Here is a 16,447-nt window from a genome sequence, read left to right on the forward strand (position 1 = left end):
CCGGTATCTTTCTGCAGGGAAGTACAGACGTTTATCAGGACGACGGTCTGAGCAAGTGATGAATCCATTTGGTATGCCTCTTGTTCAGGGTACCAAGGAATTTATCCACGAACGGACAAAGCCTTGCTTATCGAGGGGGTCCAGTGCCGGCAACAGAGCCGGGCTCAGTGGAATGGGAGTGACCGGGCCTTGTGGAGTGATGGTCAGGCCGTAGTCTGGGGTCAGCAGGGGCAGCAGGCCGCCCTCGGCCAGTGCCGCCTGGCCGCTGGGAGACAGCATAAAGTCGAGCAGCTCGCCGGCCAGCTCTGTGTGTTGAGCATGCCGGGGGATCAGTGCCAGGCGCATCAGCATCAGGCTGTAATCCCGGGGGGCCACCACCGCCAGTTGTGGATGTTTTGCCACGGCGGCGGCCACATAGGAGCCCAGCAGGTTATAACCCAGTATGGCATCGCCATTGGCGAGTTCGTCCAACATGTCGTTGCTGCTTTCACTCAGGTGTACCGACAGGCCGCCAAAGGCTTCCAGCAGACGGCCGTAGCTTTCGCCCTGCTGACTGTCCTGGGTGGCCAGCAGGTAACCGACGCCGCTTTGAGTAATGTCATAAGTACGAATGCGCTGTCTGAAACGATCAGGATCCTGGCGTAGCAGGGCAAGTAGCTCCTGGCGGCTTTGAGGGAGGTCATGTTCACCCAGCAGTTTGCGGTTGAGCACCATTACCACCGGCTCTACGGTCACGGCAAACAACTCGTGACGCCAGTGGGTGCCGTCGGGCAGCGCTTTGGTACGTTCGGAGTGCCAGAGTCGGGCGTGACCGTCATTGACCAGTTTCAGTTGCAGATCCATGGCTGAGCTCAGCAGCAGATCTGCCGGAGAGGTTTTGCCTTCTTCAAGAAATCGCTGATACAACGCCTGGGAGTTAAAGTCCTCAAAACGAATGGCGACATAAGGCTGGCGTTGCTGAAAGGCGTGCAGCAGTGGTGCCATGTGCTGGTAATCGGTGGCGCTGTAAATCACCAGTTCATGCTGCTGATGTTGTTGTGCCGGTAGCCGTACCGTTTGTTCGGCCTGTGCCATTAGCGCGCAGAGCAGGGACAGGACCCCGTAACACCAGTTCATTGTGGCTCCTTCGGTTTAAAGCAAATCTCCACCACCAGGCCATGGGGCAGGTTGTCGGAAAGGAGAATGTGAGCATGATGATGCTCGGCCACATCCCGGGCGATAGCCATGCCCATACCACTGCCATAGTGACGGCTGGTTATACTCCTGTAAAAGCGTTCAAACACCTTTTCCTTTTCGTCGTCGGCAATGCCCGGCCCTTGATCGCAAATGCGAATGGTACTGCCCGTTACCCTGATCTCTACCAGCCCCTGTTGTGGGCTGTGAGCCACGGCGTTATCAATAAGGTTGCTGAGCATCTGGGTCAGGGCAAAGGCATCCCCTTGAATATGCATTTCTTTTTCAGAGGGCTCAAAGGCCAGCTCCACGCCCTGGCGCAAGGCCTGAACCGCCAGCTCCAGGCACACATTGCGGGTCAGTTCATTCAAGGCCACAGGCTTTGGCTCAAGACTGTGAAAGCGATGATCCAGCATGGCCTGATTGAGCAGATGACGCACCGTCAGTGACAGCTGGTCGCATTGCTCTACCAATTGTCCCAGTATTCGCTGCCGTCGACTGGTATCGGCTTCGTCCCGTGCGTTTTCACACAGGGCGCGCAAGCTGGCCAGGGGAGTGCGCAACTGGTGGGCGGCGATGGAAGTGTAGGACTCCATTCGCTCCAGCATGGCTTGCTGGCGGACGATAAAGTGATTGATGGTATCGAGCAGAGGCAAGGTTTCTTTGGGCACCGGCAAAGCCAGCGGCGTCAGATCCTTCGGGGAGCGCCGTGCCAGCGCCCTGGCCAGCTGACGAAACGGTGAAAAAGCGTAATAAATGCCCAGCCACAGCAGCCCCAAGGCCACCGCCAGCACCGCCAGCATCAGCTCCAGGGCCGGATGCAGCATGGCCTCGACCATGGCGTTTCGGGCAAGCCGGGTTTGGGCCATCTCGATAACGATTGTATCCTGCGGCAGGCGCTCGGTGTTGAGCCGCACCAGTCGGGCCACGCGCAACGGCTTATCCTGATAAATGACATTGAAAAAGTCCGGCTTGGCCTGAGTCAGCGCTTGTGCCGACGCCGAGCGGGGTGGTGGGGCGGGCAGATCTGCGTAGCCGGTCAGCACTTCACCGTTGACACTGATGCGGTAAAACACCCGGTCGTCCCGAGCCTGGGCCAGGGTGGCAAAGGCCGCCACCGGAAGATCGACCGTAAAGCCTCGGCTGGTGTGGCGTACTGACTGGCCCAGCTGCAGCACGGCGCTACCCAGCATCAGATCGTAGCTACGATCGGCGGTTTGCCGGGCATAGCTGTGCATCAGCGTCAGCGTAAGCAGGGCCAGGATCGCCAACACGGCACCACTCAGGACCAGCAGACGACGGCGCAGAGCCGGGTGGCGCAGGTTGTCTGCGACGTTCATGGTTGTATTGGCTGCACGTGGGCCACATAGCCCAGGCCGCGCAGGGTCTGAATATGTATCGAGCTGCCCACCAGCTTTTTGCGCAGTCTGGCTACATAGAGCTCAATGGCATTGGCAGAGGGCGTTTCATCGGCGTTAAACAGTTTGTCGGTAAGTTCTTCTTTGCTCATCACCCGCTCCAGTCCGCCAAGAAAAATCTCCAGTAGCCGGAATTCCCGGTTCACCAGTAAACAGGGTTCGCCATTGATGGTAACGGTCTTGGCTGAGCGGTTGAACATCAGGTTGCCGTGCTCGCTTACGTCGGCGGCATAACCCTGTCGGCGACGCAGCAGGGCCCGAACCCGTGCTTCCAGCTCACCAAAGTCAAAGGGCTTGGCCAGATAGTCGTCGGCACCCAAATCAAGCAGTTTGATGCGATCGTCAAGGCCGTTCCGGGCAGTGAGGATCAGTACCGGCGTGGTGTTCCTGCGCTGGCGCAGCTCCGCCAGCAGGGTATCACCATTCAGACCAGGCAGGTTGAGATCCAGAATAATCAGGTCTACCTGCTGGTGACGCAACCAGTCTGCGGCCTGTCGACCATTGCCAATAAGATCGGTGCCATGCCCCAACTTCTGCAGTCGGTCGGCAATGGCCTCGCCCAGTACGAGCGTGTCTTCGATCACAAGAATGCGCATATTTTGAGCCTTGCTCCTTCATGACAGCTTGGTGACAGCTTACGCCGTTAGCATAGGGAATTGTAAAACCCTTGTTAATGCTTTTATGTGAAACAAGGGTTTGGCTTCAAATGGCTGAAATTGTGCCATGGAACCCCAAACAAGGAGAATCGTTATGAAGCTGCATTCCCTCACCAAGGCTCTGCTGGGCGCCGGCCTGCTGATGATGACCGGTACCGCAAACGCCGAATTTACCCCCGATAAACCCGAGTGCATCGCTCCTGCCAAGCCAGGTGGCGGCTTTGATCTCACCTGCCGCATTCTTACTACCAGCCTGGATAAATCCGGTCTGTTGAAAGAGCCGATGCGGGTGACCTTTATGCCCGGTGGCGTGGGTGCTGTGGCCTATACCCATATGAACAGCAACCGCCGGGAAGACAACAACGCCGTGGTGGCGTTCAGCTCCGGCTCTTCACTGAACCTGGCCCTGCACAAATTTGGCCGGGATTTGGATGTGGATGACGCCCGCTGGGTAGGTGCAGTCGGTACCGACTATGGTGCCATTATTGTCAAAGACGATGCGCCCTGGCAAAGCCTGGAAGAGCTGGTGGTGGATCTGAAAGCCAATCCCAACAAGCTGGTGTTTGGTGCCGGTGGCACCGTGGGTAGCCAGGACTGGATGAAGGCGGCTTTTCTCTATCGCAGTCTGGGGTTGGATCCGCGTTCCATGCGCTACGTGGCCTATGAAGGCGGTGGTGACGCCATGGCAGCTGTGCTGGGCAATCATATTCAGGTTTATCCAGGAGATATGTCTGAAATCAAAGGCCAGCTGGATGCGGGCATAGTGCGGGTGCTGGCGGTACTGTCGCCGAAGCGGCTGGACGGTGATTTTGCGGATATTCCCACCGCCACCGAGCAGGGCTATGACATGGAATGGCCGATCATGCGCGGCTTTTACATGGCGCCGGACGTATCCGACGAGGCCTATAACTACTGGGTGCAGCAGTTTAACGAGCTCTACCAGACCGCGGAATTTGTCGAGGTGCGCAACCACCAGGGACTGTTCCCCCTGTCCATGGCCGGCGACGAGTATGAAGCTTACGTAAAAGCCGAAGTCGAGAAATTCCAGACCCTGTCCCGTGAAATGGGACTGCTCAAGTAAGAGGTGCGCTATGGCGGATCGCTGTTTTTCGCTGGCGCTGATGGTGCTGGCGGTGGCCCTGGGGGCTGCCGCCTGGCAACTGGATGTGCCCTTTCAATATGAACCCGTGGGTCCCAAGGCCATACCGCTGATCCTTGCAGTATTGCTGTTCGCCACCGCCCTGTGGCTGGCCATTCGGCCTGATCGGCTGAAAGAGGCCTATGGCCGCAGCCTGTTTGCCCGCCATGTGGTGGTGGTGCTGTGCCTGCTGGCCTATGCCTGGTGTTTTGAATGGCTGGGCTTTGTGTTATCCACCTGGCTGGTCGGCACCCTGTTTGCCCGCCTGTTCGGGCTGGACTGGGGCCGGGCTCTGGTGTACTCCGCGGCGCTGGGCGGCGTGGGGCACCTGCTGTTGAGCTGGCTGCTGGAGCTGAATGTGCCGGTGGGCACTATTTTTGGAGGTTGAACCCATGGATGTTTTGTCTACCCTGGCGAGCGGCTTTGCCGTAGCCCTGACACCCATGAACCTGGGGCTGGTTCTGGCAGGTTGTTTTTTCGGTACCCTGATGGGGGCCCTGCCGGGTATTGGTCCCATCAACGGCATTGCCATTCTGCTTCCTCTGGCTTATTCCATCGGCCTGGAACCGGCTTCAGCAATTATTTTGCTGGCAGGAGTTTATTATGGTGCCGAATATGGTGGCCGCATCTCCAGTATTTTGCTGAACGTACCCGGCGATGCTGGGGCCATTATGACCACCCTGGACGGCCACCCCATGGCCAAGCGGGGTGAGGGCGGCCGGGCGCTGGCGCTATCGGCGGTGTCGTCCTTTGCCGGCTCCATGGGGGCCCTGGTGCTGCTGGTAATTTTCACTCCCTTGCTGACCCGGCTGGCGGTGACCTTTGGTCCGGCGGAGTTTGTGGCGCTGATGGTGTTTGCGTTGTGCTGTCTGGCATCCATGGTGGGTTCGCGTCCGGTGAAAACCGTGATCGGTGCCCTGATTGGCCTGGCCATGGCCACCGTGGGCGTGGACTCGGGTACCGGCGTGCTGCGTTTTACCTTTGGCCTGACCAGCCTGTTTGACGGCATCGACTTTCTGGTGGTGGTGATCGGCATGTTTGCCATCAGCGAGATACTGCTGCTGGTGGAGCATCACTACGGCGGTGGCGGCCGGCTGGAAAAGGTCAGCAAGTCCTTCGTCAAGGCGGCGGATCTGGTGCAGGTACGTTGGACCGTGCTGCGCTCCACCCTGGTTGGGTTTGTGATTGGCGTGCTGCCCGGCACCGGTGCCTCGGTGGCCAGTGCCGTGGCCTACGGCACCGAAAAGCGTCTGGCCGGCGAGCACAATGAGTTTGGCCAGGGTGACGTGCGCGGCCTGGCGGCCCCGGAAGCGGCCAACAACTCGGCAGCAGTGGGCTCCATGGTGCCCATGCTGACGCTGGGCATTCCCGGTTCGGGGACCACCGCCATTCTGTTGGGTGCCTTGCTGTTGTTCGATGTGACCCCGGGTCCGCTGCTGTTCACTCAGAAGCCGGACATCGCCTGGGGACTGATCGCCTCCATGTTTGTGGGTAACATTGCGCTACTGGTGATGAACCTGCCTCTGGTCGGGATATTCGTGCGCATGCTGAGTGTGCGCCAGGCCTATCTGGTGCCGGTGATTGTAATGCTGACCTTTGTGGGCATCTACTCCATTCACGGTGCTAGTTTTGATCTGTTCTTCATGATCCTGCTGGGAGTGTTTGGCTTTTTGTTGCGCAAGCTGGGCTTCTCGCTGGCACCTGTCATTCTTGGCCTGGTACTGGGCGAGGTGCTGGAAGACAACCTGCGCCGGGCACTGTCTATCAGTGCCGGTGACTGGGGCATATTGTTCGGTAATGGCGTTACCTTGACGCTATGGGGGTTGAGCGTGCTGGTACTGGTGCTGCCGCTGCTGATGAGCCGGCGCCGCCGGCAAAAGCAGGCGGCCGCCGAAGCATGATCATCTGGCTGCGTACAGCCCTGCTGGGTGCGGCGGGAGGAGGGCTGGCCCATTGGGCCGGCTTTCCTTCCGACTGGCTGCTGGGGGCCATGCTGGCGGTGGCCGGAGCCGTATTACTGGGGTGGGAAGTCGCGTTACCCCGGCGTTTGTTGCCAACCATACAGGCCTGTCTGGGGGTGGCCGTGGGGCTGCGTCTGGACTTGCATTTACCCGGCCCCGCCTCGCTATTGATTAGTGTGGCGGGGCTTTTGCTGTGTCTGGCCACGCAAATTCCTCTGGGGCAATACCTGTTGCACCGGCTTGGCTGGTCCCGCCAGGAAGCAGCGATGGGCTCGTCACCGGGGGCGCTGTCGGTGATGGCGGCGCTGGCTACCCAGCTCGATAATCCCATTCGCGTGATCCTGTCACAAACGGTGCGGGTGATCGCCCTGGTGGCCACGGTCAGCACCGCTATGGTGTTGGAGTGGGTGCCGCTGGCCCCCACACCTGCCAGTCTGACGCTGTCCGCTCCCGCCACCCTGGCGCTGGTGGCCCTGGCTTGGGGCGGCGGTCAGTTGCTGGACCGGCTCAGGGTGCCGGCCAGCCATATTCTTTCCGGCGTGTTTGTGGCCGGATCCTGCGCTGCCTGGCTGGGTGAAGCAGTACTGCCGGTGGCGGGACTGATCCCGGTCAGTATGATTCTGCTGGGGGCCTTGATGGGCAGCCGGTTGCGACCGCTGCCAGCGCGGGAAATGGCGGGCCTGCTGGTGGCCGGTTTACTGGTAAGCCTGTCGAGTTCGCTGGTGTCATTGTTATGGGCGGGGCTGGTGGGTTGGTGGCTGGAGTTGCCGGTGTTTCAGGTGTGGCTGGCCTATGCGCCGGGAGCGGTAGAAGCCATGATTTACTTGGCGCTGGTGACCGGGTTGGAGCCAAGTTGGGTGATATTTCACCATGTGTTGCGTATTGTGCTGTTGGGTGTGATTGCCGGCTGGCTGATGCGCCGGGCTGCAGTCAGCGAACCCGGCAAATAAAACCTCTTATCAGTTGATCCTGAACAGCTCAACCTCAAAAATCAGTACGGAACCCGGTGGTATTGTGCCAACGGCGCGGTTGCCGTAGGCCAGTTCGGCGGGAATAAAGAAGCGGGTTTTCTCGCCTTCCACCATCAGTTGCAGGCCTTCGGTCCAGCCCTTGATCACCTGTTTGAGACCAAACTGTATGGTTTCGCCGCGCTCAACCGAGCTGTCGAAGACGGTGCCGTCGAGCAGAGTGCCATGGTAATGCACCGTAACCTTGTCACTGGCCTTAGGATGAACCGTGCCGGTGCCTGCTTGCAATACCTGATACTGCAGGCCGGAGGCGGTGGTCTGTACTCCTTCCTGCTGTTTGTTATCGGCAAGGAAGGCTTCACCGGCCTGAATATTTTCTGCAGCGGCCTGTTTGTTGCCCTGAGCGCGATAGAAAAAAAGCAAAAATAGGGCTACCAGGGCAATGCCTACAATAATCTTAACCACGTTGGTTCCTTGTGTTGAGTGTGCAGCGTCAGCGTTGCAGTCCGTTATTGATGTCAATCAGATCCTGCTCGGTGAGGTTGCCGGCGGCCTGCTTGAGCTGCAACTGGCTGATGATGTAGTTGTAACGGGCAGAAGACAGTTTCTGCTTGGCATCATACAGCTGCTGAGTGGCGTTAAGCACGTCGACTATGGTGCGGGTTCCCACTTCATAGCCGGCCTCGGTAGCACTGAGTGCGCTTTCTGCCGACACTACCAGCTGCTCAAAGGCGCGAATGGAGCCAAGTGCGCCGGTGACGTCGTTATAAGAGGAGTACACGCTGCTCTGCACGGAGCGAAAGCTTTTTTCCAGCAGCTCGCTGGCGGCGACATAGTTGTATTGTGCCTGGCTTACCTGAGAGCTGGTGGCACCACCTGAATAAAGCGGCAGATTAAAGCTGACTCCCAAGCTGCCCTCACTGAGGGTGTTGTCGCGTACATTATTGCTGGCCGAGCTGCCGCTGAAATCAGTGCGGCGGCTGTTAAGGCCGGCATTCAAGTCGAGAGTAGGGTGATGACCCGCCTGTGCCAGATCAATTTGCTCGCTGGCAATGTCTTTGGCAATGCGCTGGCCGTGCAGCTCCAGGTTTTGCTCCAGGGCAATGTCGAGCCAGCCGTCAGCGCGCAGCACCGGTGCCTGAGGGCTGAAACTGTCAGTGTTGAGTGCAGACAGCTGATCATAGCTCATGCCGGTAAGCTCACGCAGGGCTTCTTTGCTGTTGTCGAGAGCGTTGCGGGCAATAATTTCATCTGCCAGTGCCTGATCATACTGAGCCTGAGCTTCGTGCACGTCTGTCATGGCACTCAAGCCCACCTCAAAACGTTGCTTGGTCTGCTCCAGCTGGCGGCTGACCGCTTCTTTATTGGCCTGGACAAAGCTCAGGGCGTCTTCGGCATTAAGCACATTAAAGTAAGCCTGAGTGGCACGCAAAATGAGCAGTTGCTGCACCTGTTTGTAGCTGACTTCGCTTTGTGCTGCCTGCTTTTCGGTGATATCCAGGTTGACCCAGCTTGACTTGCGATACAGTGCCTGACTCAGATTAACACCGGCATTGGTGACGGTAGAGTCGGTCTGATTGCTTTCGGTATAGGTAGCACCGGCCCCCAGGTTCACCTGAGGCAACAGGGGAGCGCGGGACTCATTGATTTTTTCAAAGGCGGCATCGCGGCGAGCCTTGGCCTCACGCACCTGAGGATCGTTTTGGGTGGCCTGCTGATACACTTCCAGCAGGTTTTCAGCCTGGGCCTGGCCTGCGGCACACAGCAATACCAGGGTCGACAACAGTGTTTTTTTCATGAATGGGCCTTGTAAAGCGAGTGGAGCCATTATGCCCGGCACATGCAGGCAGTCGGTTTTCGTCTGTTCAGTATAACGGTAACATGCGCATTATTAATTCGGCAGGTCGTTACAATATACAATAAGAGAATGAACGTTCATTCATTAAGGCGTTTCAGTCTAAATTTTGCCGTCGGAATGTCAAGCAAGGAGCCAGCATGAGCAATAATAACAGCGCCCGTTTTGGGCGGCAGGACATGCAGATTATAGCCGAGGATACGGGGTATAAAGGTTTTTTCCGGCTGTTGAAGGTACGGCTGCGCCACCGTCTGTTTGCCGGCGGCTGGGGCCCGGAACTGACCCGGGAGCTGTTTGACCGGGGGCATGCTGCTGCTGTGTTGCCTTATGACCCGGTACGCGATGAGGTGGTTCTGGTGGAGCAGTTTCGCGTGGGTGCCATTCATCATGACAGCAGCCCCTGGCTGCTGGAAGTGGTGGCGGGCATAGTGGAGCCCGGCGAGTCGGAAGAAGAAGTGGTACGCCGTGAAGCAGAAGAAGAAGCAGGGTTAACCCTGGGCCGGCTGACCCGTGCCATGAGTTATTTCTCCAGCCCGGGCGGTTGCAGCGAGCGCATTACTGTCTTTGTAGGGGAGGTGGATGCCACTCAGGCAGCCAGTCATGCGGGGCTGACCGACGAAGGCGAAGATATTCGCGTGCACCGGCTTTCGCGCAGAGAGGCGATGCAATGGCTGGCTGATGGTAGAATAGATAACGCCGCCAGTGTGATTGCACTGCAATGGCTGGCGCTGAACCATGAAGCCGGGCTGTGGAAGTAGGGCAAGACAAGCCCTTGCCATGCCCAAGGAGGAGACGTTGATATCTGTTCGTACTCGTAACAAGCATGTGCCGGACTTAAAGGGGCTGCAGCGCACTTGTGACACCAACTATATGGCGCTGATGAAGCTGTTGCCTAATGAGGCTCAAGCGGGCGAGAGCCTGTCGGTGGGCATCAGTGAGCAGGTGCTGTTTGTGCTACGGGTATTGGAAACCGCGCCCTACACCTGGCATGTGTCCATTGAACAGTGCACCCCCGGTTTGCCGGTGTTTATGCGCATGAAGGTGCGAGTGCGACTGTATCATGATGTAAGAATGGCCGAAGTGTGTGCCAGTCAACAGATTTCAACCCTGCAGCCAAGTTATGATTATCCCAATCAAAAAATGCACCACCGTAACGAAAAGGAACAGGTTAATTTCTTTCTGGCCGAATGGCTGAGATGTTGCCTGCAATACGGATTCAGCACGGTCAAACAGCTTTGAGCGAGGCAATGACGCTTTCCACTCTTCCCCTTGGTACTCAGGCCGCCAGCGGCATTATCGAGCTTTCCCAGATCACCGATACTCACTTGTTTGCCGATATTCAGGGTGATCTCCTGGGTGTGCCCACCTGGCACAGCTGCCGGGCGGTGGTTAATGCCATGAAGGAAGAGCTTGCCGGTTGTGATGCCATTCTGGCCACCGGCGATCTGTCTCAGGATCAGAGCCCGGCGTCTTATCGCCACTTTGTGAATATGATGGCTGAGCTGGCCCCGCCGGTGTTCTGGTTGCCGGGCAATCATGATGAAGCCCCTGTCATGCAGGCCGAGCTCGATGCCGCCGGCATCAGCCAGGCCAAGCATTTGCTGGGTGAGCACTGGCAGGTGCTGCTGCTGGATTCTCAGGCCCAGGGCGAAACCTGCGGCCGGTTAAGCGATGAACAGCTGGTCATGGTGGACGAGGCGGTCGTTGCTTATCCCCATCATCATCTGCTGGTGGCAGTGCATCATCAGGCGGTGCCCGTAGGCTGCGCCTGGCTGGATCAGCACAACCTGCGTAATGCGGATGAACTGGCGGTCAGGCTAAACCAGCATAATGCCACCAGAGTGGTGTTGTGCGGTCATGTACATCAGGGCTTTGACGAGGTACAAAACGGTATTCGTTATCTGGCCAGTCCTTCTACCTGCATTCAGTTCAAGCCGTTGTCTGATGACTTCGCTCTGGATCATACCGCCCCGGGCTGGCGTCAGCTGTCGCTGCACCCTGATGGCCGGCTCAGTACCCGGGTGTGGCGGCTGCCCCCCGACGCCTTTGTGCCCGACTTCAGTGCCAGAGGATATTAATGATGGCCACCCTGCTTTATCTGCACGGCTTCAATTCGTCTCCCAATTCCATCAAGGCTCAGTTGATGCGGGAACATCTTGAGCAGCACAGGCCTGATATTGAGCTGGTCTGCCCCCAGCTGGCGGCCACGCCGGCGGCAGCCTGGGCTCAGATAGCGTCCATGTGTGACCAGCTTAATACGCCCTTTGGGGTGGTCGGCTCGTCCCTCGGTGGCTTCTGGGCCACGCGGGTGGCGGAGCACTATGGCGTGCGTGCCGTGGTGGTGAACCCGGCGGTCAATCCGCATATTCTGCTGGCCGACTGGCTGGGGGAGCACGAAAACCCCTACACCGGCGAGCGCTATACGCTGGAGCGTCAGCATATGGCCGAGCTGGCAGAGCTGAGAGTAAATGAGCCCTGTTGTCTTGAGCGCATCTGGCTGCTGCAACAGCAGGGCGACGAAGTGCTCGACTACCGGGAAGCGCTGGACTACTACCGCTTTGCCCGGGTCTGTATTCAGAAAGGCGGTGACCACTCCTTTATCGGCTTTCAGCACTACTGCGCCCAGATAATCCGCTTCCTGCAACTGTAATCCGCTCTCGTTCCCACGTCCGTGTCTGTCTGGCCCGCTGCAAAGCGAAGCAGCAGCGCGGTTACCCTTCACGACACGCTTCGAGCCCATCCTTGGGACGCTCGGCAAATGTCATCCATGACATTTGCCGGTCGGCTTCGGTAATCCCCACTGCTGCTTCGGGCAACACCGGCGTTGTCTGTAAGCTGACAGCCAGCGCCGGGTGTGCTGAGGAGGGCAAAGGGTGTCTGCTTCGCCGTGCCCTTTGCGCCATGGATGGCGCAACGGAGCCCCCATGGATGGGTTTACGGCGTGCCGGCGAAGCAGTGCCCTTTGACCGACGGCAGTGCACTGGCCTGCAAACGATATTATTTCCGGCTTCCGGCTGTTTTGCTTCCTTCTTCCAGCAATGGCCTTCGAGTAGTAAGATCCGGCAATCACCCCAGATTACCGAAGGTCAACATGACATCGAGTCAATATACTGCCGACGCCATTGAGGTGCTCAATGGTCTGGAGCCGGTGCGTCGTCGCCCCGGCATGTATACCGACACCAGCCGCCCCAACCACCTTGGCCAGGAAGTGATCGACAACAGCGTGGACGAAGCCCTGGCCGGCCACGCCCGCAAGGTGGAAGTAATACTGCATGAGGATCAGTCCCTTGAGGTGATCGACGACGGCCGCGGCATGCCGGTCGATATTCATCCGGAAGAAGGCATCTCCGGGGTGGAGCTTATTTTCAGCAAGCTGCACGCCGGCGGCAAGTTCTCCGGCAAAAACTACCAGTTCTCCGGTGGTCTGCATGGTGTGGGCATTTCCGTGGTCAACGCCCTGAGCCAACGGCTCGACGTGACCGTGCGCCGTGGCGGCCAGGTCTACGAAATGGCCTTTGAGCATGGCAACAAGGTCAGTGAGCTGACCGTGACCGGCACCTGCGGTCAGCGCAACACAGGTACGCGAGTACGGTTCTGGCCTGATGTCAGCTATTTCGATGCCCCCAAATTCTCCGCCACCCGGCTCAAGCACCTGCTGCGGGCCAAGGCGGTGCTGTGCCCCGGGCTCACCATTCGTTTTGATGACAAGGCCAATAACGAATCGCTGGAATGGTGCTATGAAGATGGCCTGAAAGACTATCTGGTGGAAGCGGTCAAGGATTATCCCTGCCTGCCGGAAGCGCCCTTTACCGGCAGCTTCGCCGCCGAGCATTCGGCCGCCGACTGGGCCTTGTGCTGGCTGCCGGAAGGGGGCGACACCCTGGGGGAAAGTTACGTTAACCTGATCCCCACGGCGCAGGGAGGCACTCACGTTAACGGTTTGCGTCAGGGCCTGCTCGATGCCATGCGTGAGTTTTGTGAATTCCGCAACCTGCTGCCGCGGGGCGTGAAACTGACCCCGGATGATATCTGGGAGCGCTGTGCCTACATATTATCGGTCAAAATCCAGGATCCCCAGTTTGCCGGCCAGACCAAGGAGCGGCTGTCGTCGCGCCAGTGTGCGGCCTTTGTTTCCGGTGTGGTAAAAGACGCCTTCAGCCTGTGGCTGAACCAGCATATCGAGCTGGCCGAGCAGCTGGCCGAGCTGTGCATCAGCAGCGCCCAGCGCCGGTTGCGTCAGGCTAAGAAAGTGGTGCGCAAAAAGGTCACCCAGGGGCCGGCGCTGCCCGGCAAGCTGACCGACTGCGCCTGCTCCGATCCCATGCAGGGCGAGCTGTTTCTGGTGGAAGGGGACTCCGCCGGCGGCAGTGCCAAGCAGGCCCGGGACAGAGAGTTTCAGGCCATCATGCCCCTGCGCGGCAAGATCCTGAATACCTGGGAAGTGGAGTCCGGCCAGGTGCTGGCCTCTCAGGAAGTGCACGACATCTCAGTGGCCATTGGTCTGGATCCGGACTCGGAAGACTTGTCCGGCCTGCGCTACGGCAAGGTGTGTATTCTCGCCGACGCCGACTCCGACGGCCTGCACATCGCCACTCTGCTGTGCGCCCTGTTCGTGCGCCATTTTCAGCATCTGGTGGCGGCAGGGCACGTGTTTGTGGCCATGCCGCCCCTGTATCGTATCGATGTGGGTAAGGAAGTTTTCTACGCCCTGGACGAAGACGAGCGCGACGGTGTGCTGGAACGCATCAAGGCCGAGAAAAAACGGGGCAAGGTGCAGGTCACCCGCTTTAAAGGCCTGGGCGAGATGAACCCCAAGCAGCTGCGCGAAACCACGCTCGATCCCAATACTCGCCGGCTGGTACAGCTGACGGTGGACGACAGCGAGGCCACCGAAAAGCTGATGGACATGCTGCTGGCCAAAAAGCGCGCCGGCGACCGCCGGGAATGGCTGGAAACCAAGGGCAATATGGTCGATCCCCTGGCCTGAGGACAATAAATTACTATGAATCAAGATTTTACCATGGAAGGGGTGGAGCGCCTGCCGCTGCACACCTTTACCGAGCAGGCTTACCTCAATTATTCCATGTACGTGATCATGGACCGGGCCCTGCCGCACATCGGCGACGGTCTCAAGCCGGTACAGCGCCGTATTATTTACGCCATGAGCGAGCTGGGGCTGTCGGCCCTGTCCAAGCACAAGAAGTCGGCCCGTACCGTGGGTGACGTGCTGGGTAAGTACCACCCGCACGGCGACTACGCCTGTTACGAGGCCATGGTGCTGATGGCCCAGCCCTTCTCTTATCGCTACCCGCTGGTGGACGGGCAGGGCAACTGGGGCGCGCCGGACGATCCCAAATCGTTCGCTGCCATGCGTTATACCGAGGCGCGGCTGTCGCGCTTCTCCGAGCTGCTGCTGAGTGAATTGGGACAGGGCACGGTAGAGTGGATCCCCAACTTCGACGGCACCATGAAGGAGCCGCGCATGCTGCCGGCCCGGCTGCCGCACATATTGCTGAACGGCGTCACCGGCATTGCCGTGGGCATGGCCACCGATATTCCGCCCCACAATGTGCGCGAGCTGGCCAATGCCTGTGTACATCTGCTGGAGCACCCCAGGGCCACTGTGGCTGAGCTGATGGAACATGTGGCCGGCCCCGATTATCCCACTCAGGCCGAGATCATCACCCCCAAAGCCGATATTCAAAAAATTTACGAAACCGGCAAGGGCAGCATCAAAATGCGTGCCGTCTACCAGATGGAGCAGGGCGACATCGTCATCACGGCGCTGCCCCATCAGGCCAGCGGTGCCAAAATACTTGAGCAGATTGCCGGCCAGATGCAGGCCAAGAAGCTGCCCATGGTGGCGGATTTGCGGGACGAGTCCGATCACGAGAACCCTACCCGTCTGGTGATCATTCCCCGCTCCAGCCGGGTGGACGTGGAGCAGCTGATGCAGCACCTGTTCGCCAGCACGGATCTGGAAAAGCATTACCGCGTTAACCTCAACATGCTGGGGCTGGACAACCGTCCTCAGGTGAAAACGCTGGATCGCATTCTGAGTGAGTGGCTGCAGTTCCGCCGTGAAACGGTGCGCAACCGGCTGCAGTTCCGGCTCGACAAGGTAGAAGCCCGGCTGCATATTCTCGCCGGCTTGCTGATCGCTTTTCTTAATATCGATGAAGTGATCGAGATTATTCGTACCGAGGATGAGCCCAAGCCGGTGCTGATGGCCCGGTTTGATCTCACCGAGATTCAGGCGGAAGCCATTCTTGAGCTGAAACTGCGTCACCTGGCCAAACTGGAAGAAATGAAAATTCGCGGCGAGCAGGACGAGCTGGCCGCCGAGCGCGACAAACTGGCGCAGATTCTTGGATCTGAGCGTCGTCTCAGCACCCTGCTGAAAAAGGAAATTCTGGCAGACGCCGAAAAATACGGCGACGATCGCCGCTCTCCGCTGGTGGTGCGCGAAGAAGCCAAAGCTCTGAGCGAGAAGGAGCTGATCCCCAGCGAGCCGGTGACCATAGTGCTGTCGGAAAAGGGCTGGATCCGCTCCGCCAAGGGCCATGAGGTGGATGGAGCTGCCCTCAGCTACAAGGCCGGGGACAGCTTTCTCGATGCCGCTGCCGGGCGCAGCAATCAGATGGCAGTGTTTCTGGCAAGCTCCGGCCGGGCCTACGGCCTGGATGCCCACAGCCTGCCGTCGGCGCGGGGTCAGGGGGAGCCACTCACCGGTCGCTGCAGCCTGAGTCCGGGCGAGCAGGTCCGCTTTGTTCTCACCGGAGACGACGAGCGGCTCTATCTGCTGGCGTCCGATGCCGGTTACGGTTTTGTCTGCCGCTATGGTGACATGGTCAGCCGCAACAAAAACGGCAAGGCGCTGCTCACCGTGCCTGCCGGGGGCGAGGTGCTCAAGCCGGTGCCGGTGGCGGAGGTGGAGACTTCCCGTTGCCTGGTGGTGACCAACGAGGGCCGCATGCTGTTGTTCCCGTTAAAGGATCTGCCCATGCTGGCCAAGGGCAAAGGTAATAAGTTGATCGGTATTACCGGGGCCAAGGTGCAGGCCCGGGAAGACTTCGTCAAGCAGCTGGCGGTGGTGCCGGAAGGGGCCAGCGTGACCATTCATGCCGGCAAGCGCAAGCTGACCCTCAAGCCTGCCGACCTGGCCCACTATGAAGGTGAACGCGGCCGCCGCGGCGCGCTGCTGCCCCGTGGGCTGCAACGGGTAGATGGTCTGGAGATTGAATCGTAGGCTCTTGTAGGCCCCACTTCAGTGGGGCA

15 protein-coding genes are annotated in these 16,447 nt (G+C 59.0%); 10 read left to right on the forward strand and 5 right to left on the reverse strand.

Annotated features, from left to right (window positions below):
* Window positions 1–84 precede the first annotated feature (84 nt).
* From N2M06_RS02965 to N2M06_RS02975, 3 genes are read right to left on the reverse strand one after another with little or no spacing between them, the layout of a single operon-like run.
* Window positions 85–1,116: an ABC transporter substrate-binding protein gene (locus tag N2M06_RS02965; protein WP_346351539.1), complete on the reverse strand. Its 1,032-nt coding sequence runs from the start codon at window positions 1,114–1,116 to the stop codon at window positions 85–87.
* Window positions 1,113–2,513: a sensor histidine kinase N-terminal domain-containing protein gene (locus N2M06_RS02970; RefSeq protein ID WP_346351540.1), complete on the reverse strand. Its 1,401-nt coding sequence runs from the start codon at window positions 2,511–2,513 to the stop codon at window positions 1,113–1,115. The genes N2M06_RS02965 and N2M06_RS02970 overlap by 4 nt, the downstream gene beginning before the upstream one ends.
* On the reverse strand, window positions 2,510–3,187 hold the full coding sequence (locus N2M06_RS02975; protein WP_317075087.1) for a response regulator transcription factor: 678 nt from the start codon (window positions 3,185–3,187) through the stop codon (window positions 2,510–2,512). The genes N2M06_RS02970 and N2M06_RS02975 overlap by 4 nt, the downstream gene beginning before the upstream one ends.
* A gap of 154 nt (window positions 3,188–3,341) precedes the next feature.
* Here N2M06_RS02975 and N2M06_RS02980 point away from each other — a divergent pair, with 154 nt between their 5' ends.
* The 4 genes from N2M06_RS02980 to N2M06_RS02995 are packed head-to-tail and all read left to right on the forward strand — an operon-like array spanning window position 3,342 to window position 7,296.
* Window positions 3,342–4,328, forward strand: a complete 987-nt coding sequence (locus N2M06_RS02980) for a tripartite tricarboxylate transporter substrate binding protein (protein ID WP_346351541.1) — start codon at window positions 3,342–3,344, stop codon at window positions 4,326–4,328.
* A gap of 10 nt (window positions 4,329–4,338) precedes the next feature.
* On the forward strand, window positions 4,339–4,773 hold the full coding sequence (locus tag N2M06_RS02985; protein ID WP_346351542.1) for a tripartite tricarboxylate transporter TctB family protein: 435 nt from the start codon (window positions 4,339–4,341) through the stop codon (window positions 4,771–4,773).
* A gap of 4 nt (window positions 4,774–4,777) precedes the next feature.
* Window positions 4,778–6,286, forward strand: a complete 1,509-nt coding sequence (locus N2M06_RS02990; RefSeq protein WP_346351543.1) for a tripartite tricarboxylate transporter permease — start codon at window positions 4,778–4,780, stop codon at window positions 6,284–6,286.
* Complete coding sequence (locus N2M06_RS02995) at window positions 6,283–7,296, forward strand: AbrB family transcriptional regulator (RefSeq protein ID WP_346351544.1); 1,014 nt, start codon at window positions 6,283–6,285, stop codon at window positions 7,294–7,296. The genes N2M06_RS02990 and N2M06_RS02995 overlap by 4 nt, the downstream gene beginning before the upstream one ends.
* 9 nt (window positions 7,297–7,305) lie before the next feature.
* On the opposite strand, the gene N2M06_RS03000 is transcribed toward N2M06_RS02995, so the two are convergent.
* Both N2M06_RS03000 and tolC read right to left on the reverse strand, forming a co-directional pair.
* A complete protein-coding gene (locus tag N2M06_RS03000) occupies window positions 7,306–7,779 on the reverse strand; it encodes an FKBP-type peptidyl-prolyl cis-trans isomerase (RefSeq protein ID WP_346351545.1) in 474 nt (157 codons plus the stop codon).
* A 28-nt stretch (window positions 7,780–7,807) separates the two neighbouring features.
* Window positions 7,808–9,112, reverse strand: coding sequence for an outer membrane channel protein TolC (gene tolC / locus N2M06_RS03005; protein ID WP_346351546.1), 1,305 nt, complete (start codon window positions 9,110–9,112; stop codon window positions 7,808–7,810).
* 197 nt (window positions 9,113–9,309) lie between these two features.
* Here tolC and nudF point away from each other — a divergent pair, with 197 nt between their 5' ends.
* From nudF to parC, 6 genes are all read left to right on the forward strand, one after another.
* On the forward strand, window positions 9,310–9,927 hold the full coding sequence (gene nudF / locus N2M06_RS03010; protein WP_317075093.1) for an ADP-ribose diphosphatase: 618 nt from the start codon (window positions 9,310–9,312) through the stop codon (window positions 9,925–9,927).
* A 19-nt stretch (window positions 9,928–9,946) separates the two neighbouring features.
* Window positions 9,947–10,408 (forward strand): DUF1249 domain-containing protein, encoded by a 462-nt coding sequence (locus N2M06_RS03015; protein ID WP_346351547.1) that lies wholly within the window; start codon window positions 9,947–9,949, stop codon window positions 10,406–10,408.
* Between the two features lie 8 nt (window positions 10,409–10,416).
* The gene (gene cpdA / locus N2M06_RS03020; RefSeq protein WP_346351548.1) at window positions 10,417–11,247 is read left to right on the forward strand and encodes a 3',5'-cyclic-AMP phosphodiesterase; all 831 of its coding nucleotides are present in this window, start codon (window positions 10,417–10,419) and stop codon (window positions 11,245–11,247) included.
* Entirely contained in the window at window positions 11,247–11,819 is a 573-nt protein-coding gene (locus tag N2M06_RS03025) for a YqiA/YcfP family alpha/beta fold hydrolase (RefSeq protein WP_346351549.1), read from the forward strand. Before cpdA ends, N2M06_RS03025 begins: the two co-directional genes overlap by 1 nt.
* A gap of 441 nt (window positions 11,820–12,260) precedes the next feature.
* Complete coding sequence (gene parE, locus N2M06_RS03030; protein ID WP_346351550.1) at window positions 12,261–14,156, forward strand: DNA topoisomerase IV subunit B; 1,896 nt, start codon at window positions 12,261–12,263, stop codon at window positions 14,154–14,156.
* A gap of 15 nt (window positions 14,157–14,171) precedes the next feature.
* On the forward strand, window positions 14,172–16,418 hold the full coding sequence (gene parC, locus N2M06_RS03035; protein ID WP_346351551.1) for a DNA topoisomerase IV subunit A: 2,247 nt from the start codon (window positions 14,172–14,174) through the stop codon (window positions 16,416–16,418).
* Window positions 16,419–16,447 lie beyond the last annotated feature (29 nt).

The sequence above is a fragment of the Oceanimonas sp. AH20CE76 genome (assembly GCF_039654065.1).
Taxonomy (GTDB): domain Bacteria; phylum Pseudomonadota; class Gammaproteobacteria; order Enterobacterales; family Aeromonadaceae; genus Oceanimonas; species Oceanimonas smirnovii.

Coding starts and splice junctions, on each gene's coding strand:
- N2M06_RS02965 (WP_346351539.1), bottom strand. CDS start 1,116: ATGAACTGGTGTTACGGGGTCCTGTCCCTGCTCTGCGCGCTAATGGCA.
- N2M06_RS02970 (WP_346351540.1), bottom strand. CDS start 2,513: ATGAACGTCGCAGACAACCTGCGCCACCCGGCTCTGCGCCGTCGTCTG.
- N2M06_RS02975 (WP_317075087.1), bottom strand. CDS start 3,187: ATGCGCATTCTTGTGATCGAAGACACGCTCGTACTGGGCGAGGCCATT.
- N2M06_RS02980 (WP_346351541.1), top strand. CDS start 3,342: ATGAAGCTGCATTCCCTCACCAAGGCTCTGCTGGGCGCCGGCCTGCTG.
- N2M06_RS02985 (WP_346351542.1), top strand. CDS start 4,339: ATGGCGGATCGCTGTTTTTCGCTGGCGCTGATGGTGCTGGCGGTGGCC.
- N2M06_RS02990 (WP_346351543.1), top strand. CDS start 4,778: ATGGATGTTTTGTCTACCCTGGCGAGCGGCTTTGCCGTAGCCCTGACA.
- N2M06_RS02995 (WP_346351544.1), top strand. CDS start 6,283: ATGATCATCTGGCTGCGTACAGCCCTGCTGGGTGCGGCGGGAGGAGGG.
- tolC (WP_346351546.1), bottom strand. CDS start 9,112: ATGAAAAAAACACTGTTGTCGACCCTGGTATTGCTGTGTGCCGCAGGC.
- nudF (WP_317075093.1), top strand. CDS start 9,310: ATGAGCAATAATAACAGCGCCCGTTTTGGGCGGCAGGACATGCAGATT.
- N2M06_RS03015 (WP_346351547.1), top strand. CDS start 9,947: ATGCCCAAGGAGGAGACGTTGATATCTGTTCGTACTCGTAACAAGCAT.
- cpdA (WP_346351548.1), top strand. CDS start 10,417: ATGACGCTTTCCACTCTTCCCCTTGGTACTCAGGCCGCCAGCGGCATT.
- N2M06_RS03025 (WP_346351549.1), top strand. CDS start 11,247: ATGATGGCCACCCTGCTTTATCTGCACGGCTTCAATTCGTCTCCCAAT.
- parE (WP_346351550.1), top strand. CDS start 12,261: ATGACATCGAGTCAATATACTGCCGACGCCATTGAGGTGCTCAATGGT.
- parC (WP_346351551.1), top strand. CDS start 14,172: ATGAATCAAGATTTTACCATGGAAGGGGTGGAGCGCCTGCCGCTGCAC.